The sequence below is a fragment of the Streptosporangium sp. G11 genome (assembly GCF_051192615.1).
Lineage (GTDB): Bacteria > Actinomycetota > Actinomycetes > Streptosporangiales > Streptosporangiaceae > Streptosporangium.
This window is the reverse complement of record NZ_JBPJUQ010000001.1, coordinates 254897-273594: the sequence shown is the minus strand read 5'-3', so window position 1 is coordinate 273594 and position 18698 is coordinate 254897. Positions and strand designations below refer to the sequence as shown.

Sequence of the window (18698 nt, the reverse complement as noted above, 5' to 3'; positions counted from 1 at the left end):
CCAGACATGGAACGCGACATCTCACGACCGCCCGCGGCCGACGACCTGCGGCGGACCATCGCGACGATCGTCGGAACCGAGCCCGGCGAGATCGCCGGCGACACCAACCTCGTCTTCCTCGGGCTGGGATCCCTGGAGATGATGCGGCTCGTCACCCGGTGGCGCCGGCAGGGCGTCGCCGTGGAGTTCGGCGAGCTCGCCGCCGAGCCGACCGTCGACGCCTGGCAGCGGCATCTGCACGCGGCCTGGGAGACACGGAAGGCGAAATCGGGGGAGGCCGTCGGATGAGCGCGCTGCTGATCCGGGGCGGCTGCCTCTACCCGGCCGACGCCGGGGCGCGAGTCGTCCCCGACGGCTCCGTGCTCGTCGAGGACGGGCGGATCGTCGCCGCCGGGACCACCGCGGAGGTCGAGGCCGCCCTGGAGCCCCGGCGGCGCGAGAACCTGCGCACGATCGACGCCCGGGGCAAGATGATCCTGCCCGGCTTCGTCAACGCGCACTGGCACGACCTGTTCGCCGTGCGCCTCCCCTTCAAGGGGGCGCTGCGGCCCGCCTCCGACCGCGACGACAAGCCCGCGTTCATGGCGCTGGGCGGCGACATCCAGCAGATCTCGGTGGTCTTCGACTCCTTCCACGACCAGATCGACCGGCTCACCCCGGACGAGGCCGAGGCCATCGCCCGCTACTCGATGTGGACCCAGCTGCGCTCCGGCGCGACCACCCTCGGGGACGTGGGCTCGTTCAACCGGCCCGAGGCGCTGGCCTCGGCCGCCCGCCACCTCGGCATGCGGTGCGTGGTCAGCACCTGGGCGAGCGACGCGGTCTGCGCCCCCGGCGAGTCGTGGTTCCGCAGGACCCGCGACGCCGACGTGGTGCTGCGGCGGATCGAGGACCTGCTGCGCGACTGCGCGGGAGACACGAGCGGGCTGGTACGGGCGAGGCCGACCTCGGTCTACGGGGTCAACATGACCGACGAGCTCGGCGCCGGTTTCGCCGAACTCGTCGCCCGGTACGACGTGCCGTTCGCGACACACGTCGGCGCGCTGCGCAACGAGGCGGAGGTGACGCGGAGCTACTACGGCACGACCCCGGTACGCCGGTTCGCCGAGCTCGGCCTGCTCTCCGACCGGTTCATGGCGGTGCACTGCGCGTTCGCCGACGACGAGGAGCGCAAGATGCTCGTCGCGGCGAACGCGCACATCAGCCACTCGCCGGCGAAGTACGGCCCGGCCGGGGAGTCCTCGCTGACCGAGACCCGGGCGATGCCGGAGTTCCGGCGCGCGGGGCTGGACGTCTCGCTGTCCACCGACGGCGCCGCGCTGCCGATCGGCGGCATGGCCGAGGCCATGCGGGTCACCTGGCAGCTCTACAACGAGATGTACGCCGACCCGACCGAGGTACTGCCGACCGACGCGCTGGCGATGGCCACCCGGCTCCCGGCCCGAGGGCTGGGCTGGGCCGGAGAGATCGGCAGCATAGAGGCGGGCAGGCAGGCGGACCTGCTGCTGGTCCCCGCCGACGACTGGCGCTACCTGCTCAACCCGCGCCCGCTGGAGAGCTTTCTCGCGCTCGGCGGCTCGACGGACGTGGACACCGTGATCGTCGCGGGCCGGACGCTGGTGGAGGGCGGCAGGGCCACCGGCTTCGACGAGGACGAACTCGAAGCCGACTACATCGAGGCACTCGGGACCTTCTCGGTCCGCTGCCTCGGTATCGATCCCGATCTGGTCGCCACGCTGACCCGTGCGGCACGCCGATGAGGAGGTATGACCGATGCGCGATGAAACGGCCCTGGTCACCGGGGCGGCAGGCGGTATCGGCGAGGCGGTGGTGCGGGCGCTGGCCGCCGAGGGCGTCGCCGTCGCGGCGGTGGACGCGAACGCCGGGGCACTGAACCCGCTCGTCAAGGAACTCTCCGAGGCGGGGCACCGCGTCCGGGGCTTCGTCGCGGACGTGGCCTCCAGCGCCGAGGTGGACACCGTGGTGGAGCGGGCGGAACGCGAGCTGGGACCGATCGGCTACCTGGTCAACGCCGCCGGGGTGCTGCGCGTCGGCGCGGGAGTCTCGCTCACCGACGACGACTGGGACACCACGTTCGCGGTCAACGCGACCGGCGTGTTCCACGTCAGCAGGGCGGTGGCCAACCGGATGATCCCCCGGAGGGCCGGGGCGATCGTCACGCTGGCCTCCAACGCGGCCAGGACCCCGCGCTGGAACATGGCGGCCTACGCGGCCTCCAAGGCCGCGGCGAGCAGCTTCACCAAATGCCTGGGGCTGGAGCTCGCCGAGCACGGGATCCGGTGCAACGTGGTCGCCCCCGGCTCCACCGACACGCCGATGCTGACCTCGCTGTGGGCCGGAGACGACGCACTGCGGGTCTCCGTCGAGGGCTCACCGGAGACCTTCCGGGTCGGCATCCCGATGGGGCGGCTGGCACGGCCCGCCGACGTCGCCGACGCGGTGATGTTCCTGCTCTCCGACCGCGCCGCGCACATCACCCTGCAGGACCTCACGGTCGACGGCGGCGCGGCCCTCGGCAACTGAGACCGAACCCGGCCCGGCCGAGAGCCCGGCACCTCACGAAGAACGGAGGCACACCATGGCGATCCCGGCGATCGACTCCTATCCCATGCCGACCGAGGACGAGCTGCCAGAGAACATCGCGCGCTGGACGATCGATCCCGATCGCGCGGTGCTGCTCGTCCATGACATGCAGAACTACTTCCTGAGCCCGTTCCCGCGCGGGCAGGCTCCCACGACCGACCTGGTGGACAACGTCGCGACCCTGCGGGCACGCTTCGCCGCGCTCGGCGCGCCGGTCGTCTACACCGCCCAGCCCGGCGGGATGACCGACGAGCAGCGCGGCCTGCTCAAGGACTTCTGGGGCCCGGGGATGAGCGCCGACCCGGAGCACCGGACGATCCTGGAGCGGGTGGCCCCCGCCGGTCCCGACGTCGTGTTCACCAAGTGGCGGCCCAGCGCGTTCTGCCGTACCGGCCTGCTCGACCTGTTGCGCGAGCGGGGCCGCGACCAGCTGGTGATCTGCGGGGTGTACGCCCACGTCGGAATCCTGATGACCGCCCACGAGGGCTTCTCCCAGGACATCCAGACCTTCGTGGTGGCGGACGCGGTGGCCGACTTCTCGCGGGAGTACCACCGGCAGGCGCTGGACTACGCGGCGTCGAGATGCTCGGTGACGCTGTCCACCCGGGCCGCGCTGGCGATGCTGGACGGGGCGGCCGCGGACGGGGTGGTCCGGGACGAGGCGGCGCTGGAAGGAGCGGGACGATGACCGGAATGACGACCGGGACGGTCGGGACGGCTAGCGGGACGAGCGGGACGAGCGAAATGACGAGCGGGACGACGACAGGGGCGATGACAGGGGCGACGACCGGGACGGCCCTGCTCGACCGGATCCTCGACGCGGACGCGCCCCCGTTCGCCCTGCTGCACCGTCCCGGTTCGACCGGGGCGGACCGGCTCGACCTGCTGATCGGGGAGACCGGTGAGGTGAGCCGCATCGCGGACATCCCGCTGCCGCCCGACGACGACCCCCGGGGCGCGGGCGCCCGGCACGAGGTGCTCGCGCTGCTGCCGTACCGCCAGATCGGCGAGCGCGGGTACGCGTTCCCCGACGACGAGGCCCCGCTGCTCGCGATGACCGTCGTCGACCAGGCCGTGCTGCCGATGAGTGAGGTCCTCGACCGGCTCCCCGACGGGCCGATCGAGCTGGGGGAGGGGGCCTTCGACTCCGACGACGAGGAGTACGCGGCCACCGTGCGCCGGGTGCTCTCCGAGGAGATCGGCCGGGGAACGGGCGCGAACTTCGTCATCAAGCGGTCGTTCTCCGCTGAGATCACCAACTGGTCGACCCGTACGGCGCTCGCGTTCTTCCGGCGGCTGCTCGGCAGGGACCCCGGTTGCCACTGGACCTTCGTGATCCACACCGGCGGGCGTACCTTCGTCGGCGCCTCGCCCGAGCGGCACATCAGCCTCGACGCGGGCACCGTGGTGATGAATCCGATCAGCGGCACGTACCGGTATCCGGCGGACGGCCCCGAGGTGTGCGGGGTGCTCGGCTTCCTGTCCGACAGCAAGGAGGCGAACGAGCTCTACATGGTGCTCGACGAGGAACTGAAGATGATGGGCCGGGTGTGCGACCTCGGTGGCCGCACTGTGGGTCCGTACCTCAAGCAGATGGCGCGCCTGGCGCACACCGAGTATCTGATCGAGGGGAGCAGCTCGCTGGACGTCCGGGACATCCTGCGGGAGACCATGTTCGCGCCCACGGTCACCGGCGGCCCGCTGGAGAGCGCCTGCCGGGTGATCAGCCGCTACGAGCCGGAGGGCCGGGACTACTACGCGGGCATGGCCGCGCTGATCGGCCGGGACGAGACGGGCGGGCGGGCGCTGGACTCCGCGATCGTCATCCGTACCGCCGACATCGACGCGTCGGGCCGGATGCGGATCGCCGTCGGCGCCACGCTGGTCCGCGACTCCGACCCGGCCTCCGAGGCGGAGGAGACCCGGACGAAGGCGGCCGGGCTGCTGGAGGCGCTGCGCCACGCGCCGGGGGGCGACGCCGACGCTCCCGTCCCGGTGGCGGACATGGGCACCGACCCGCGGGTACGGCGGGCGCTGATCGAGCGGAACGCGCCGCTGGCCGGGTTCTGGTTCGAGGGCCCGGACAACCGGAGACACCTCGTGCCCAGGCTGGTCGGCCGCAGGGTGCTGGTGATCGACGCAGAGGACACCTTCACCGCGATGGCCAGGCACCAGCTCGCCGCGCTGGGATGCGAGGTCGACGTGCGCCGGTTCGACGAGGACTACCGGCTGGAGGAGCACGATCTGGTCATCGTCGGCCCGGGGCCGGGGGACCCGAGGGACCACGCCGATCCCAAGATCGCCCATCTCAGGGACGTGACGCGGCGCCTGCTGGAGCTGGGCATCCCCTTCCTGTCGGTCTGCCTCGGCCACCAGGTTCTCAGCACGTTGCTCGGGCTGGAGATCAGCCGTAACGCGTTCCCCAACCAGGGGGTGCAGCGGAAGATCGATTTCTTGGGGCGGACGGAGCTGGTGGGCTTCTACAACACCTTCGCCGCCCGCAGTTCCGCCGACCGGTTCCCCTGCCGGGGGCGCGAGGGCACGGTCGAGGTGTTCAGGGAGACGTCGAGCGACGAGGTCCACGCGCTGCGCGGACCCGGCTTCGTCTCGGTGCAGTTCCACCCCGCGTCGGTGCTGACCCGCAACGGCGTGGAGATCCTCGGCGAGGTCCTCAACGATTTGCTGATGCGCGCCGAACATCCCGCCCTGTCCGGGGCCGGGTTCTCCCGGTGAGGTCTCCCGGTGAGGCGGAGACGGCAAGGCGAGACGGTGAGACGGGTTCGCGCTCGTCGCGAGCCCGCGCCCGTCGGGCGGCCCGAGGCGCCGACAGGGTCCCGGACTTCCCGGGCCACTTGGAGCGCCGGGCTCCCCAGACTCCTGGGCTCCCCGAACTCTCGGACCTCGTTCGGCATGCGCTCAGGGGCGGGGGAGGGCCTCGATGGTCTCCATATGGATCTCGCCCCACTCGCCGAGCGGGAGGAGCGCGGTGTTGAGCGAGTGGCCGAACTCGGTGAGCGAGTATTCCACCTTCGGCGGAACCTGGTGATAGACCTCGCGGTGCACCAGGCCGTACGCCTCCATCTCCCTGAGCTGCTGGATCAGCATCTTCTCGCTGATGCCCGACACGCTCCGGCTCAGCTCTCCGAACCGGAGGGCCTTGTAGTGGAGGGCCCACAGGATCAGCGCCTTCCACTTGCCGCCCACGACGTCGACGGCGGCGTCGAGCCCGCACGAGTAGGTCTGCTTCTTCATCCCACGCTCCACACTTACGAAAAGGTTAGTACCTGACAAAATAGTAGGTACTTGAGGAAATTTCAGTGGCACGACAGCATCGAAACGTCCCAGCCGGGGTCACCAAAGGATCCGGGACTGGGACCTTCGTATGCCTATACCGCATGAAATAGGGGGATAAATGAATACCGACGACCGTCCGCCGGTGACAGTCATCGGTCTGGGGGCGATGGGCAGGGCACTGGCCGGGGCCTTCCTGGACAACGGCCATCCCACGACCGTGTGGAACCGTACCGCCGGGAAAGGCGGGGAGCTCGCGGAGCGGGGCGCGACCGAGGTAGCCACCGCCGCCGAGGCGATCGCCGCGAGCCCGATCGTCGTGATCTGTGTGCTGGACTACGACGCGGTGCGCGATGTCCTCGGCGCACCCGACGTCGCGGACGTCGCGGACGTCGTGAACCCCTCGGAAGCCTCAGGCGTGTCCGATGTCACGGGCTCCGCGAGCGTCGCGGACGTTCTCGACACCCCAGACATCTCCGGCATCCCCGGCACCCCTGGCACCTCCGGCGCCGTGGCCGGCGTCCTGGCGGGCCGGACCCTGGTGAATCTCACCAACGGCACGCCCCGCCAGGCGCGCGAGCTGGCCCGATGGGTGTCCGCGCGGGGCGCGGACTACCTGGACGGCGGCATCATGGCGGTGCCCCCGATGATCGGGAGCCCCGGATCGCTCGTCCTCTGCAGCGGATCGTCCGAGGCGTTCACCGCTCACGAGCGGACCCTGTCGGCGACGGGCGTCGTCAGCTACCTGGGCGAGGACGCGGGCCGGGCGTCGCTGTACGACATCGCGCTGCTCAGCGCGATGTACGGGATGTTCGGCGGCTTCTTCCACGCCCTCGCCATGGCCGGTTCCGAGAAGGTCCCCGCGACGGAGTTCACGCCGCTGGTGGTCTCGTGGCTCAACGCCATGATCACAAGCTTTCCCGCGATGGCGAAGGCGTACGACGCGAACGACCACTCCGCCACCGCCTCGAACCTGGAGATGCAGGCGACGAGTTTCGTCAACCTGCTGGACGCCAGCAGGGAGCAGGGTCTCAGCACCGAGCTGGTGGAGCCCATGGGGACGCTGCTCAGCCGGGGTGTCGCCACGAACCGGGGCGGCGGCGACCTTTCGGCCCTGATCGACCTGCTTCGTACGGATCCCGCCGGAGTCCCGGACGCCGGATCGAACGACTTCGGATCGGAGTAGAAGATGACCCACGACCATCCCGCACCGGTGACGGTTCTCGGCCTGGGGCCGATGGGGCAGGCGCTGGCCGGGGCCTTCCTGGACAACGGCCATCCCACGACCGTGTGGAACCGCACGGCCGCCAGGGCCGAGGCCCTCGTCGCCCGGGGAGCGGCCCGCGCGGACACCGTCGCGGACGCGGTCGCGGCGAGCCCGCTGACGATCGCCTGTGTGATCGACTACGACGCCGCGCAGGCGATCGTCGACCCCGCCGCCGACGCGCTGAAGGGCCGCACCCTGGTCAATCTCACCGCCGACACGCCGGAACGCGCCCGCCGGATGGCGGCCTGGGCCGCCGAGCGCGGCATCGGCTATCTCGACGGGGCCATCATGACCCCGACGCCGACCATCGGAGGACCGGCGGCCGTCGTCCTGTACAGCGGGCCGGAGGAGGTCCACCGGGCACATGGGCGGGCGCTGGCGAGCCTGGGGGGCACCTCCGCGTACCTGGGCGCGGACCCCGGGAGGGCGGCGGCGCACGACGTGGCCCTGCTCGACCTCTTCTGGACGTCCATGAGCGGTCTCGTGCACGCCTTCGCCCTGGCCGCCGCCGAGAACATCGCGGCCAAAGACCTCGCCCCGCTCGCCAAGGGGATCAGCGCCCTGCTCCCCGACATCATCGACGAGTTCGCACGGCACCTCGACGACCGCGACCACCCGGGCGACGAGTCCACCATCCTGTCGGCCGCCGCCGGTATGGAGCACATCATTCACGCGGCCCAGGCCCGGGGCATCGACACCGGCGTGCTGAGCGCCGCCCGGGCCGTCGCCCGGCGGGCGATCGACGCCGGTCAGGGCGGCGACAGCTTCTCGCGCCTGGCGGAGGTGCTCGGAAGGCCCGTACCGGCACCGTGACCGGCGACGCGGGCCGGGACGGCGACCTCTCACGCCTGGCGGAGGTGCCCGCGAAACCCGTACCGGCAGTGACCGGCGACCTTCCGGCCGAGCCGGGGACGGCCGGGGGATCACCGGGCGCGGATCCTCGGCGCGCTCACGTCACCCGGGCGCCGTCATCCCGGGCGCCGTGACCCTGGGCGCCGTACCCCCGGATGCCGTCACCCCGGCCGTCGTTTCGCCAGTGCCTCGGCGAGCCGGAGCGGCCCGGCGTCCGTGTGGAGCGCCTCGACGGCCAGCCACTCCAGATCCAGGAGGAAGTCGGCGGGCCCCCTCGGCGCCAGGAACCGCCGGTCGGCGCACAGGGTGAGCACCGCGCGCTCGGACAGCTCGTGGACGTACAGGAAGAACGTCGCGCCCTTCTGGTCGGTGTCGTGGGGCGGTTCGACCAGCTCGGTCTCGTCCAGCAGGGCGTCGTACTCCGGTGGGGACAGACGACGCCCGGCGGGCACGGCCGGGGGATCGAATCTGATGTCGTTGTAGAAGCAGTATCCGTCCGTGCCGATGCCGCGTTCCGCGGTGACGCGGGCGACGAGTTCCTCAAGCCGGACGGGGTCGTACTCACAGGTGCTGTAGGCCGTGAGCGCGGCCCTTCCGGCGTGGGACAGGAACCCGGAGAACGACGCCTGGCGGAGGCGGAGGCGCAGCAGCGCGTTCTGGTTGAAGGCTCCCACGAAGCGCCGTGTCTCCGGCTTGAAGCGGGTGGACACGATGAGCCGCAGGGCGACGTCGTCCTCCCCCTTGTACAGGCCGAGGAGCAACGCGACGGTCGCCTGGAGCACCATGCCGGGAGTGACGGCCGCGCGCGCGGCCAGCGCGCGGATCGCCTGCGAGAGGGCACGGGAGCGGATCTCGGACCAGCCCTGCCTGGCCTCGCCGCCCTGCCTGAGGTCTTCGAGCCAGACGCGCGGCAGCTCGCGCACGGCCCCGGTCCAGTAGTCGAGGGCCCGCCGCTCCCGGAGCCTGGCACGTTCCGAGGTCTCGTAGCCGACGCGCCCCAGGGGCTGCTCCGCCGGAGGTCCGAGGGCGGCGGGGGCGGACAGGAGTGCCCTCAGGTCGTCGCGGACGATCTGCAGGCTCCACCCGTCGACCGCCATGTGGCTCATGGCCAGGACCACCCGGACCGGGACGCCCGCCGTGGTCACCACCGCGACCCGCAGCGGGAGCTCCCCGCCGATGTCGAACGGCATGTCGCGCAGCCTCGCCCCGGCGTACGCCGCCACGGTTGCGGGGTTCCTCGTCCCCGTCTCGTGCACGGCGACCTCCAGCTCACCCGAGCGCACGACCACCTGGACCGGTTTCCCCTCGTCCCGGTCGTCCCGGTCGTCCCGGGGGAACAGCGTGTGCAGGGCGTCATGGCGTTCGACGAGCGCGCGGACGGCGGCGAGCACGTCCTCGACGTCGTGGCCGGGCTCGACCTCGCACACGGTGAGCAGGTTCAGCGAGGCGTCTCCCGGCGGAAGCCATCGCAGGACCTCCCAGATCGCCGTCTGTCCCCACGTCAGGGGCCCCCGATCCCCGTACGGCGCGTGGAAGGGCACCGTGACACGGTGAAACGCCTTGACGGGGTGGGACGCCTTGACAGGGTGAGACGTGCGCATTGTCCGTCCTTCTTGCACGTAAGACGTAATTAACGAGCCATTAACCGTGAAGGCAGCACAGAACTTTCGGCTGGAAAGCGGGCGTGACGGGTTCGGGCCACTCATGACAGACCGTGCTGGTCAGAGGGTCAGGGTTTCATGTCATAAAGCCTGCCCGTGAGCGTCCCGAGCCTCCTTTCTCCGCACTGACCGCGATCGTAGGACTCCTGTCCTGGATGCACAATATGCGCTTTAATCTGAAATAACTTTAGAAAAGCCTGCAAGCTCTTTAGGTGTGTCGTGGCGTCGTCACCGTGGCGTCCGCTCCGGCGGGAGCGGAGAAGGCGCGTCGCCGTCGACCGCTGTCCGGAGGGTGCCCGCCGGACCGGGCTGGGCCGGACGGGCATGGTGGCCGCCCGGCATGTCACGGCCACCGGTCAACGTCGTCGGTCTCCCGGTGTCGAAAGCGGCTCACGCGTGGGTGCCGCTCTCCCGTATTCGTCATGACCTGATGGAAATGGAGGGAAAGTCCTTTCTGGGGCCCCATCATGCAGTATGTGCTTGAAAGTCATTCGCTCGCCGTTGAGTGCCGACTCCGCACCCCTCGAAGGCTCATTATGGGCTCGGCGTGAAATCTGTTAATGGGTACGAAGAAAATTCGTTGAAGCTCCGTCGCTTCCTGATCCGCGTGGGTCGTCCCGTCGGTGCGATTCTTGCCCCTTGGGTCCGCGAAACGGAATGAACACGCCTGCCGACCTCGGCCTTCGCGTTCGGTGGGCGGATGTGTCGAGGGTCGCCTCGGGCCTCTTGTGATCGCACCCGGGTACTCTCGAGGTTAAGGTGGTAAATGTTCTTACCAGATCAATGGCGCAGGTCAGAGGCATTGGGTGGGCATCGTTGCCACCCGGTCCAGAGCTGGAGAAAAAATTCAGGGGCACCGTTAACGGCGATTGCATATGGAAGGTGGCATCGGGCCACTGTGCATAAAATCTGGCAGCGTTTCCTGGCGTCGCCACTGCGCGACAACTGGGCATGGTGGGTCTCGGCCGTGCTCGGGGTTTTCGTGCTCGGATGGCTGTACGCCGCTTTATCGAACTCCGTCTATCGGGTGCAGGTGCCGGCGATACTGGCGCTCCTGGGACTCCAACTGGCGGCACTGAACGTCGTGGTGGCGTTGTTCGGCGCCGTACGAGCATCCGCTGCCGGGGACGACGACGTGTCATTGCGGAAGATGCTGGCCGGCCGCGTCCACCGGCAAGAGTGTGAGGCACGAACCGCGTTGCTGGGCGGGGTCGTCGTGGCCGATCTCGTTTTCGACGATCTCGATCCCCGTTCCGATTCTCCTCCGGGTCGACTCCATAAACCCGTCCTGGGCAGCGGAAACGGTAAGAGAGGTCGCAACGGCACGCTCTGGCGCTTCTCGCTGTCGGTGATGCGCCTGCTGTCATGGAAGGGAACCTCTTTCTCCCTGCTTTCTCCCTGCGGCGAGGACGGCGGCCATGGGCGCTTTGGGCCGGCAGAAAGGGGGCGGGCAGTCTAGCCGATGTCATCGGCTATTTCACCAAGCTGCCGGACAGGCGCCTGGTGATCGTCGGAGAAAAGGGGGCCGGCAAGACAATACTCGCGATCGAGCTGGTGATTGGCCTGGCCAGGGCCATCATCGCCGATCCCACCGTCAACGGCGGGGCGGTTCCGGTGAGGCTCGGTGCCGCCACGTGGACCACCGGCCGGCCCTTCGCCGAATGGTTGGCCGAACAACTCGTGAAGACCTATGCCATTTCCCGCAGGGAGGCCGACTCTCTGGTGAAGGGAAATCTCGTCATGCCGGTGTTGGACGGGCTGGATGAGATGGACGCCGGTTTCGATGATCTCTCGGGCCCTCCGGAGACCGGGCGTCCGGGCGCCGTGCGCTCGTCGAAGGATCAGGACACCGCGGCTTCCCGCGCGGCGGAGCTCATCGAAGCACTCAACACCTACTACGCCGACGCCACCTTCGCCCCGGTGGTGGTCGTCACGCGCCCCGGATGCCACACCCGGTTGTGCGAACGTGGCACGCGGCTGGACCACGCCCGCTACATCGAGATCCGGCCGCTGACCACCAGGCAACTCGCCCGCTATCTCACCGACCGCCATCACGGCCGTCCCGACCAGGCAAAAGCCTGGAGCGCCATCCTCGGCCGGCTGGATGGCGCCGCTTATAAGGGGGTGCGGACATTTTTGGCCACCCCCTGGCGACTGATGCTCGCCACGACCGCCATCGAGAGTGACCCCGCTCAGGCCGATCAGCTGGTCCCCGGCAGTGGCCGCGCGGCCTCCGGGACGGCGGGCGCACCCGGCGAGACGGCGCGTCAGACCCACGAACGGCTGGAACCCTGCCCTGCCTGCGGCCCGTGGGTGGGCGCGGACGATTTCTGCCATCTCCGATCCCCGCGACGGTTCGCATCTGCGGGGACCAGGTTTATGGCAGCAGGATCGTGCCGATACCGAGCAGGGCGCAGACGCCGAGGATGCGCAGCATCGGCCACTTCAGTACGAACGTCATCACGAGCGCGGCCACTGTGATTCCGAGCGCGACGGGGCTGAGCGTCCCCAGGTCGGGAAGCTGGATACTGAACGGCCCCTGGGCCCAGGTGAAGGTGCGGCCGAACAGGGTGTGCTCAGCGAAGTAGAGGGCGAGGTTGGCGATGACGCCGACGACGGCGGCGGTGATGCCGGTCAGGGCCGCGCTGATAGCGGTGTTGTGGCGCAACTTCTCGACGTAGGGGGCGCCGAGGAAGATGAACAGGAAGCAGGGCACGAAGGTGACCCAGGTGGTCAGTAAAGCGCCGAGCAGCGCGCCAGCCCACGGGGTCAGTGCGCCGGGGTCGCGGTAGGCACCGAGGAAGGCGACGAACTGCACCACCATGATGAGCGGGCCGGGGGTGCTCTCGGCCAGGGCCAGGCCGCGCACCATCTCGCCCGGGCTCAGCCAGGCGTAGGTCTCCACGGCGCGCTGGGCGACGAAGGCGAGCACGGCGTAGGCGCCGCCGAAGGTGACCAGAGCGGTGCCGGAGAAGAACAGCCCTTGGGTGGTGAACACGCTGTCGGTGCCGAGGAACAGGGCGACGGCGGCCACCGGCAGCCACCAGGCGACCAGTCCGACGGCGAGAATCTTGCCCGCCGAGCGCCAGCTGGGCTGGGCGTGGTGCAGGGCGTCATCGGAGATCAGTGGCGCCGGTCCGCCATCGCCGCCGTGTCCGTTGCCGTTGGCCAGGACATGCGGGGCCAGCTTGTGCACCGTCCAGCCGACGAGCGCGGCGATGGCGATCACGATGGGGAACGGCACCCCGAACAGGGCCAGCGCGCCGAAGGCGGCCACCGCCACGGCGACGAACAACGGGTGAGTCAGCGAGCGCTTGGCGACTCGGATGACGGCCTGGGCGACGATGGCCAGCACCGCCGGGGCGATCCCGGCGAACAAGGCGGTCACGACGCCGGTGTCCTGCCACAGCACGTACACCGCCGACAGTGCCAGGAGCGCGAGCATGCCGGGCAGCACGAACAGGATGCCGGCGACGAGCCCGCCGCGGGTGCCGTTCAGCAGCCAGCCGACATAGATGGCCAACTGCTGGGCCTCGGGGCCGGGCAGGAGCATGCAGTAGTTGAGGGCGTGGTTGAAGCGCTGCTGGCCGATCCAGCGTTTCTCCTCCACCAGGGTGCGCTGCATGACGGCGATCTGCCCGGCCGGGCCGCCGAATGTCTGCAGCGAGATGCCGAACCAGGCCCGCACGGCCTGCCGGAACGGGATCACATCGCGGGGTGCTTCGATGGTCAAAACAAGCCTCTTCAAGGGGAGTGCCGGTACTGGCAGGCGGACGGATCGGAAGATCCGCCACAGGGTCAGGTCGTCGGCGCTCTTGGCGGCGGCCGCGATGACGAACGCCAGCGCCAGGCCGAAAGCCAAATCAGCCCGGCCAGGGCGGGTCCGGCCGTAGCCGAGCCCGCGCAGCGCCTGGGAGACCAGCAGCAGGTCAGCAGCAGGCCGACCACGCCGCCAGCCACACGGCTGGCCGGGCTCATGCCGGTTCCCGCCCCAGCAGCAGCGCGCGCCGGTGGAACTCATACAGGCCGTCGAAGATCGGCCCGGTGATCTCCAGCACCCGCTCGTCGTCGCAGATCATCGACAGACCCCGCAAGGTCACGTCCACGCCGCGTGCCTCGGGGGCGTCGAAGCGCTCGTCGTCGATGTCGGCCTCGTGCACGATCTCGGCGATCTTCCACAACACCGGGTCGTCGAGCTCGTAGCGGCGCAGGATCGTTTCGAAGCTGCAGTCGCCGCCGTGGTGGGACAACTCGGCCCCGCGCATGTCGAACGGCGTCGCGTCCGCGGGCACCGCTGCGGGGTCGTCGACGAACATGAACTGCGGCTCGGGATCGAGGTGACGGCGGATCAGCCAGGCACACGCGGCCCGGTCGATGTGCACACCCGCCCGCGTCGCCCACCTCATCGCACGACCTCGCTGGAGCTCTCCTCGGCCAGCGCCCGCACCGCGCGCTGGGCGGCCTCGCATTCGGCGGGCGGGAAGTAGTCGCGACGGCCGATTCTGCGCAACTCGGCCTGCAGCCGCTTCAGAGCGCGGCTGCGCTCACCGGGCCGCGCCTGAACCGCTGCCTCGGCCTGCTCGATCACCGCCCGGTACTCGGCCGCCCGCGCGGTGCGCATCTCGATGGCGATGGCCTTCTCCTGCGCCGCGCTGCCGGCGGCGGCCAGCCACACGGTGGAGCTGCCGCCCATCTCATCGATCTCCTCGGCGATCCAGTCGATCTGCTCCCGGGTGCGGGCGTCGGCGGGCAAGGCCACCAGCCCGTCGCCCAGCCGCGCGACGCCGAGCCGGTCCAGCTTGCGCCAGATCGTGATCCGCAAGGTCGAGGGCTGGCGTGGGATGCGATACGCCAGCAGCACCCACTGCCCCGCCGTGCCCGTCACCGTCGTCCCCATGCCACACCCGACCTCCTACTCGCAACCATGGTTACCGTAACCACAGTTGCACCTCATTGACAACCGGAGGGGTGGTGCTGGGCGTGCTCACGAAGCGGGTTCCTGATAACTGTCGCTGTCAGGCAAGAACGGGGCACATCGGCCGGTGAGTTTTCCTGCGAACGGTCCGGCGCGCTTTGTGCTCGGGGTGCTTTGCCAGTCGTAGGGCTGCGCGAGCCGGGGTCTGGTTTCGGCGTTCGTCGCCGGTGTGGTGGATCAGCGCGTGGACGGCTCATGGGCGTGGCGGTGTTCGGGGGCAGGCGCGCCGAGGTGGTCGCGGGCGGCGCGGGCGGCGCGTTCGGCGTCGGCGGGGTCGCTGCGCTGGGGCGCGTTGAGGAAGTCCGTCCCGCGCAGGGCGTGGGAGGCAGGGCGCGGATACAGCCAGGCGTGGAAGTGCTGGACGCGGTCGCGGGTGGAGACCAGGTGGACGCGTTCGGCGTCGGTGTTCGCGCGCAGCGCGGTGTCGAGCCGGGTGAGCAGGGGACCGAAGGAGGCCGACTCGGCCGGGGTCATCTCGACGAAGTGCCGCCGTGAGGTGATCTTCAAGGCTCCGGGCATGGTGGTGTCCGCGGGCCCCTGGCCGACCAGCCAGTGCTCGTCGCGGTGGACCCACCCGCCGATCGGGTCCCGGCCGGCCTCCTCCAGGTGACAGTAAGAGCAGGCGCGGCTGTCGGGGCTGTCGGTCATGGCCATTCCTTGTCGTTGAGGTCGGTGTGGTCGGTGGGGTGTGGCGGGTGCGCCGCGTGGACGGCTCTTCGGGGCCGACCCGGTGGACCGATCGTCTCGGTGGGGGCCGTGGTTCGGTGTCGATCGGCCCGGGGTCGGGAACCGACCAGTGCACCCGCCGGGGGGCGGGGCCCAGTTCCTCATAAGCCTTGTCGCAGACGGCGACGATCAGGTCGCCGGGGTCGAGCACGTCGCGGATGTGGGCGGTATGAGAGCGGCCCAGGTGCAGGCCGTGGCGGCGGGCGGTGCTGACGGCTCGTGGGTTGAGACGGGGGCCGGGGTGGGTTCCGGCGGAGGTGACCGGGATGTGGCTGCGGGCCGCCCACAGTGCGGCGGCCAGCGGTGAGCGAGCGCCGTTGCGGGTGCACACGAACACCACCCGGGGCGCCGCGACGGTCGTGGTGGCGCTGAGGGCGTCCGGGGTCGCCGGGATCAGCTGCAGGTGGGCGCGGCAGCGATCGGCGTGGGAGCGGGTGCGGGTGATGAGGCCCGCGTCCTGCAGGCTGATCAATCTCGGCGCAGAACCGTTCAACATCAGCTCGCAGAAAGGCCACACCATCAGGGTTCACGCCGCAAGGCCGACCTGCCCCAACCCGGGGACACCAACCTAGGCTCACGGTTCCGTTCCTGTCGAACCTCCATGTCGCCCCATGGGCACCCGGCTCGATACGCGACGTCCCGCCGTCAGGTAAATATATTGCGTGTCCTGCTCTAACTCTTGCAGAATCACGTCTTGAAGATCCTGTGATCTATAGGTAAGACGACTGATCGTGCCGGAGGGTCGAGGTATCCATGGCGGGCGATGACAGTGCGACACCGCTGATCCAGGCGGAGGGGCTCAGGAAGACGTACCCGCCCAGAGACGGGCGGGGTGCGGGATTCCAGGCCGTGGCCGGGATCGACTTCCACGTCGACCGGGGGGAGGCCTTCGGATTCCTCGGCCCCAACGGGGCGGGAAAGTCCTCGACGATGCGCATGCTCGGCTGCGTCTCCACGGCCACCGCCGGAACCCTGCGGATCCTCGGCATGGACCCCGCGCGCGACGGCCGCAGGATCCGGGCGCGCCTGGGAGTGGTCCCGCAGGACGACGTGCTCGACCCCGATCTCACCGTGCGCGAGAACCTGACGATGTACGGCCTCTACTTCGGGCTGCCCCGCCGCGTGATCAAGGAGCGCGCGGAGCGCCTGCTGGAGTTCGCGCAACTGGAGGAGAAGGCGGGCGAGACTCTGGGCGCGCTGTCCGGCGGCATGCGCCGGCGGCTGACGATCGCCCGCTCCCTGATCAACGAGCCGGAGATCCTCCTGCTCGACGAGCCGACCACCGGGCTCGACCCGCAGGCGCGGCACGTGCTGTGGGACCGGCTGTTCAGGCTGAAGCAGCAGGGGGTGACGCTGTTGCTCACCACCCACTACATGGACGAGGCAGAGCAGCTGTGCGACCGCCTGGTGGTGATGGACAAGGGGCTCATCGCGGACGAGGGCTCCCCCCGGGAGCTCATCCGCCGGCACTCGACGCGCGAGGTCCTGGAGCTGAGATTCCGGATCGACGAGCACGAGCAGGCCGCGGAGAAGCTCCACGACCTGGTCCGCGCCGACGAGGGGGAGCGGGTGGAGGTCCTGCCCGACCGGGTGCTGGTCTACACGCAGGACGGCGAGGCGACGCTGGCCACGGTCACCGCCGCGCGGATGACCCCGATCACCGCCCTCGTCCGGAGATCGACGCTGGAGGACGTGTTCCTGCGCCTGTCCGGCCGGACCCTGACGGACTGAGGCGGACACATGCCCATGTTCCTGCGCGAGTTCTCCTCGTGGATGCTCCGCTACCGCCGCTCCTGGAAGGGCACCATCGTCATCAGCGTGGCGAACCCGCTGCTCTTCCTGGTGGCCATCGGCGCCGGGCTCGGACGGCTGGTGGACCCCTCGTCGCTGGGCGGCCTGACGTACCTGGAGTTCTTCGCCCCCGGGATGCTGGCCGCCGCGGCGATGCAGAACGCCTACGTCGAGGGGGTGTTCGTGGTCCACAGCTCCCTGCGGCAGGGCCGGGGCTACCTGGTGGCCGCCGCGACGCCGCTGGAACCCCGCGACATCATGGCCGGGCACATGCTGTTCATGGCGTTCAGGATCGGGACGAGCGCGCTGGCCTTCGCCGTGGTGATGGCGGCCTTCGGCGCCACCCGGTCGCCGTGGGCCGTGCTCACCGTGCCCGCCGCCCTGCTGACCGGCATGGCCTTCGCGGCCCCGCTGGCGGCGTGGACGGTGACCGTCGACAGGTTCAACACCCTCAACACGGTGTTCCGGTTCGTGTTGATGCCGATGTACCTGTTCTCCGGGACCTTCTTCGCCATCGAGACGCTCCCCGGCTGGCTGCGCCCGCTGGCGTACGTCACGCCGCTGTGGCACGGCGTCGACCTGTGCCGCACCCTGAGCCTGGGCACCGCCACCCTCCTCACCTCCGCGATCCACGTCGGCTACCTGACCGCGCTCACGGTCGGGGGCATCGCGGTGGCCCTGATCACGTACCGGCGCCACATCCACGTCTGAGGGGTCGACATGCCGCAGAACCTGGAGAACAGGGTGCCGCCCGCCGTTCCCCGCTGGGGTGGCGCGCACTTCCTGGTGCTCCGCAACCTCCGGGTGCACACGGGAGGCAACCCGTGGACCATGGCGATGTACTCGATCTTCGAGCCCATCCTGTACCTGCTGGCCATCGGCGTCGGCATCGGGCAGCTCGTCGGGGACGTCGACGGGGTGAACGTCACCTACGCCGCGTTCGTCGCGCCCGGCCTGCTCGCCACGGCGGTGATGAACAGCGCCCTGTACGAGACGATGGAGGGAGCCTTCGTCAAGTTCACCCACGAGCGGTTCTACCAGGCGATCCTGTTCACCCCCGTGTCCCTCACCGGGATCGTCGCCGGCGAGGTGGCGTGGGCGGTGCTGCGCGGCTTCATCACCGCGACAGGTTTCCTCGTGGTGATCACCGTGTTCGGGCTGGTCTCCTGGCCGGACGCCCTGGTCGCGGCGGCCGGGACGCTGCTCGTCGCCTTCGCCTTCGGGAGCGCGGGCCTGGCCGTGACGACGCGCATCCGGTCGTGGTCCGACTTCCAGTACGTGCAGCTGGTGCTGCTGCCGATGTTCCTCTTCGCGACGACGTTCTACCCGGTTACCGTCTACCCCCGGGTGGTACAGGTCATCGTGGAGCTGCTGCCGCTCTACCACGCCATCCAGCTGCTGCGGGGATGCGCCCTCGGCCAGATCGAGCCCGGCATGATCGTGAGTGTGGTCTACCTCCTGGTCATGGGGGCGCTGGGCCTCGTGGTGGCCCGGAGGCAGTGGGCACGCGTCATGCTGCACTGAACGCTGC

19 protein-coding genes and 1 pseudogene are annotated in these 18698 nt (G+C 70.0%); 13 read left to right on the top strand and 7 right to left on the bottom strand.

Features of this window, described 5'->3' with window-relative positions:
- Positions 1-6 precede the first annotated feature (6 nt).
- From ACSDR0_RS01340 to ACSDR0_RS01320, 5 genes are read left to right on the top strand one after another with little or no spacing between them, the layout of a single operon-like run.
- Positions 7-288, top strand: a complete 282-nt coding sequence (locus ACSDR0_RS01340; RefSeq protein WP_435286830.1) for a phosphopantetheine-binding protein — start codon at positions 7-9, stop codon at positions 286-288.
- Entirely contained in the window at positions 285-1760 is a 1476-nt protein-coding gene (locus tag ACSDR0_RS01335) for an amidohydrolase family protein (protein ID WP_435286829.1), read from the top strand. The genes ACSDR0_RS01340 and ACSDR0_RS01335 overlap by 4 nt, the downstream gene beginning before the upstream one ends.
- A 13-nt stretch (positions 1761-1773) precedes the next feature.
- Positions 1774-2544, top strand: a complete 771-nt coding sequence (locus tag ACSDR0_RS01330) for a 2,3-dihydro-2,3-dihydroxybenzoate dehydrogenase (RefSeq protein ID WP_435286828.1) — start codon at positions 1774-1776, stop codon at positions 2542-2544.
- A 55-nt stretch (positions 2545-2599) separates the two neighbouring features.
- Positions 2600-3292, top strand: coding sequence for an isochorismatase family protein (locus ACSDR0_RS01325; protein WP_435286827.1), 693 nt, complete (start codon positions 2600-2602; stop codon positions 3290-3292).
- A complete protein-coding gene (locus ACSDR0_RS01320) occupies positions 3289-5337 on the top strand; it encodes an anthranilate synthase family protein (protein WP_435286826.1) in 2049 nt (682 codons plus the stop codon). The genes ACSDR0_RS01325 and ACSDR0_RS01320 overlap by 4 nt, the downstream gene beginning before the upstream one ends.
- Positions 5338-5520: 183 nt before the next feature.
- Here the strand turns inward: ACSDR0_RS01320 and ACSDR0_RS01315 are convergent, their stop codons facing one another.
- Positions 5521-5856 (bottom strand): winged helix-turn-helix transcriptional regulator, encoded by a 336-nt coding sequence (locus ACSDR0_RS01315; RefSeq protein WP_435286825.1) that lies wholly within the window; start codon positions 5854-5856, stop codon positions 5521-5523.
- A gap of 184 nt (positions 5857-6040) precedes the next feature.
- On the opposite strand from ACSDR0_RS01315, the gene ACSDR0_RS01310 reads away from it, so the two are divergent.
- Together ACSDR0_RS01310 and ACSDR0_RS01305 are read left to right on the top strand one after the other, a co-directional pair.
- Positions 6041-7081: an NAD(P)-binding domain-containing protein gene (locus ACSDR0_RS01310; RefSeq protein ID WP_435286824.1), complete on the top strand. Its 1041-nt coding sequence runs from the start codon at positions 6041-6043 to the stop codon at positions 7079-7081.
- A 3-nt stretch (positions 7082-7084) separates the two neighbouring features.
- Positions 7085-7975 carry an NAD(P)-dependent oxidoreductase gene (locus ACSDR0_RS01305; RefSeq protein ID WP_435286823.1) on the top strand — a complete coding sequence of 297 codons (891 nt, stop codon included), beginning with the start codon at positions 7085-7087 and terminating at the stop codon, positions 7973-7975.
- 200 nt (positions 7976-8175) lie between these two features.
- Here ACSDR0_RS01305 and ACSDR0_RS01300 read toward each other — a convergent pair whose 3' ends face one another.
- Positions 8176-9615 carry a condensation domain-containing protein gene (locus ACSDR0_RS01300; protein ID WP_435286822.1) on the bottom strand — a complete coding sequence of 480 codons (1440 nt, stop codon included), beginning with the start codon at positions 9613-9615 and terminating at the stop codon, positions 8176-8178.
- A gap of 958 nt (positions 9616-10573) precedes the next feature.
- Here ACSDR0_RS01300 and ACSDR0_RS01295 point away from each other — a divergent pair.
- Entirely contained in the window at positions 10574-11134 is a 561-nt protein-coding gene (locus ACSDR0_RS01295) for a hypothetical protein (protein ID WP_435286821.1), read from the top strand.
- A gap of 44 nt (positions 11135-11178) precedes the next feature.
- On the top strand, positions 11179-12156 hold the full coding sequence (locus ACSDR0_RS01290; protein WP_435286820.1) for an NACHT domain-containing protein: 978 nt from the start codon (positions 11179-11181) through the stop codon (positions 12154-12156).
- Here ACSDR0_RS01290 and chrA read toward each other — a convergent pair.
- The 5 genes and pseudogenes from chrA to ACSDR0_RS01265 all read right to left on the bottom strand — a co-directional run.
- Positions 12053-13696: a chromate efflux transporter gene (gene chrA / locus ACSDR0_RS01285; RefSeq protein ID WP_435286819.1), complete on the bottom strand. Its 1644-nt coding sequence runs from the start codon at positions 13694-13696 to the stop codon at positions 12053-12055. The genes ACSDR0_RS01290 and chrA overlap by 104 nt on opposite strands.
- Positions 13650-14081 (bottom strand): chromate resistance protein ChrB domain-containing protein, encoded by a 432-nt coding sequence (locus ACSDR0_RS01280; protein WP_435286818.1) that lies wholly within the window; start codon positions 14079-14081, stop codon positions 13650-13652. The genes chrA and ACSDR0_RS01280 overlap by 47 nt, the downstream gene beginning before the upstream one ends.
- Positions 14078-14572, bottom strand: a complete 495-nt coding sequence (locus ACSDR0_RS01275) for a Chromate resistance protein ChrB (protein ID WP_435286817.1) — start codon at positions 14570-14572, stop codon at positions 14078-14080. The genes ACSDR0_RS01280 and ACSDR0_RS01275 overlap by 4 nt, the downstream gene beginning before the upstream one ends.
- 255 nt (positions 14573-14827) lie before the next feature.
- Positions 14828-15298 carry a hypothetical protein gene (locus ACSDR0_RS01270; RefSeq protein ID WP_435286816.1) on the bottom strand — a complete coding sequence of 157 codons (471 nt, stop codon included), beginning with the start codon at positions 15296-15298 and terminating at the stop codon, positions 14828-14830.
- Between the two features lie 226 nt (positions 15299-15524).
- A pseudogene (locus ACSDR0_RS01265) lies at positions 15525-15707 on the bottom strand (low molecular weight phosphatase family protein); the annotation flags it as partial.
- Here ACSDR0_RS01265 and ACSDR0_RS01260 point away from each other — a divergent pair.
- From ACSDR0_RS01260 to ACSDR0_RS01245, 4 genes are all read left to right on the top strand, one after another.
- On the top strand, positions 15643-15948 hold the full coding sequence (locus ACSDR0_RS01260) for a hypothetical protein (RefSeq protein ID WP_435286815.1): 306 nt from the start codon (positions 15643-15645) through the stop codon (positions 15946-15948). The pseudogene ACSDR0_RS01265 and the gene ACSDR0_RS01260 overlap by 65 nt on opposite strands.
- A 181-nt stretch (positions 15949-16129) precedes the next feature.
- Positions 16130-17107 carry an ABC transporter ATP-binding protein gene (locus ACSDR0_RS01255; RefSeq protein WP_435286814.1) on the top strand — a complete coding sequence of 326 codons (978 nt, stop codon included), beginning with the start codon at positions 16130-16132 and terminating at the stop codon, positions 17105-17107.
- Positions 17108-17116: 9 nt separating this feature from the next.
- Positions 17117-17878, top strand: coding sequence for an ABC transporter permease (locus ACSDR0_RS01250; RefSeq protein WP_435286813.1), 762 nt, complete (start codon positions 17117-17119; stop codon positions 17876-17878).
- Positions 17879-17887: 9 nt separating this feature from the next.
- A complete protein-coding gene (locus ACSDR0_RS01245) occupies positions 17888-18691 on the top strand; it encodes an ABC transporter permease (protein WP_435286812.1) in 804 nt (267 codons plus the stop codon).
- The last annotated feature ends 7 nt before the right edge of the window (positions 18692-18698 follow it).

Coding starts and splice junctions, on each gene's coding strand:
- ACSDR0_RS01340 (WP_435286830.1), top strand. CDS start 7: ATGGAACGCGACATCTCACGACCGCCCGCGGCCGACGACCTGCGGCGG.
- ACSDR0_RS01335 (WP_435286829.1), top strand. CDS start 285: ATGAGCGCGCTGCTGATCCGGGGCGGCTGCCTCTACCCGGCCGACGCC.
- ACSDR0_RS01330 (WP_435286828.1), top strand. CDS start 1,774: ATGCGCGATGAAACGGCCCTGGTCACCGGGGCGGCAGGCGGTATCGGC.
- ACSDR0_RS01325 (WP_435286827.1), top strand. CDS start 2,600: ATGGCGATCCCGGCGATCGACTCCTATCCCATGCCGACCGAGGACGAG.
- ACSDR0_RS01320 (WP_435286826.1), top strand. CDS start 3,289: ATGACCGGAATGACGACCGGGACGGTCGGGACGGCTAGCGGGACGAGC.
- ACSDR0_RS01315 (WP_435286825.1), bottom strand. CDS start 5,856: ATGAAGAAGCAGACCTACTCGTGCGGGCTCGACGCCGCCGTCGACGTC.
- ACSDR0_RS01305 (WP_435286823.1), top strand. CDS start 7,085: ATGACCCACGACCATCCCGCACCGGTGACGGTTCTCGGCCTGGGGCCG.
- ACSDR0_RS01300 (WP_435286822.1), bottom strand. CDS start 9,615: ATGCGCACGTCTCACCCTGTCAAGGCGTCCCACCCCGTCAAGGCGTTT.
- chrA (WP_435286819.1), bottom strand. CDS start 13,696: ATGAGTTCCACCGGCGCGCGCTGCTGCTGGGGCGGGAACCGGCATGAG.
- ACSDR0_RS01280 (WP_435286818.1), bottom strand. CDS start 14,081: ATGAGGTGGGCGACGCGGGCGGGTGTGCACATCGACCGGGCCGCGTGT.
- ACSDR0_RS01275 (WP_435286817.1), bottom strand. CDS start 14,572: ATGGGGACGACGGTGACGGGCACGGCGGGGCAGTGGGTGCTGCTGGCG.
- ACSDR0_RS01270 (WP_435286816.1), bottom strand. CDS start 15,298: ATGACCGACAGCCCCGACAGCCGCGCCTGCTCTTACTGTCACCTGGAG.
- ACSDR0_RS01260 (WP_435286815.1), top strand. CDS start 15,643: ATGTGGCTGCGGGCCGCCCACAGTGCGGCGGCCAGCGGTGAGCGAGCG.
- ACSDR0_RS01255 (WP_435286814.1), top strand. CDS start 16,130: ATGGCGGGCGATGACAGTGCGACACCGCTGATCCAGGCGGAGGGGCTC.
- ACSDR0_RS01250 (WP_435286813.1), top strand. CDS start 17,117: ATGCCCATGTTCCTGCGCGAGTTCTCCTCGTGGATGCTCCGCTACCGC.
- ACSDR0_RS01245 (WP_435286812.1), top strand. CDS start 17,888: ATGCCGCAGAACCTGGAGAACAGGGTGCCGCCCGCCGTTCCCCGCTGG.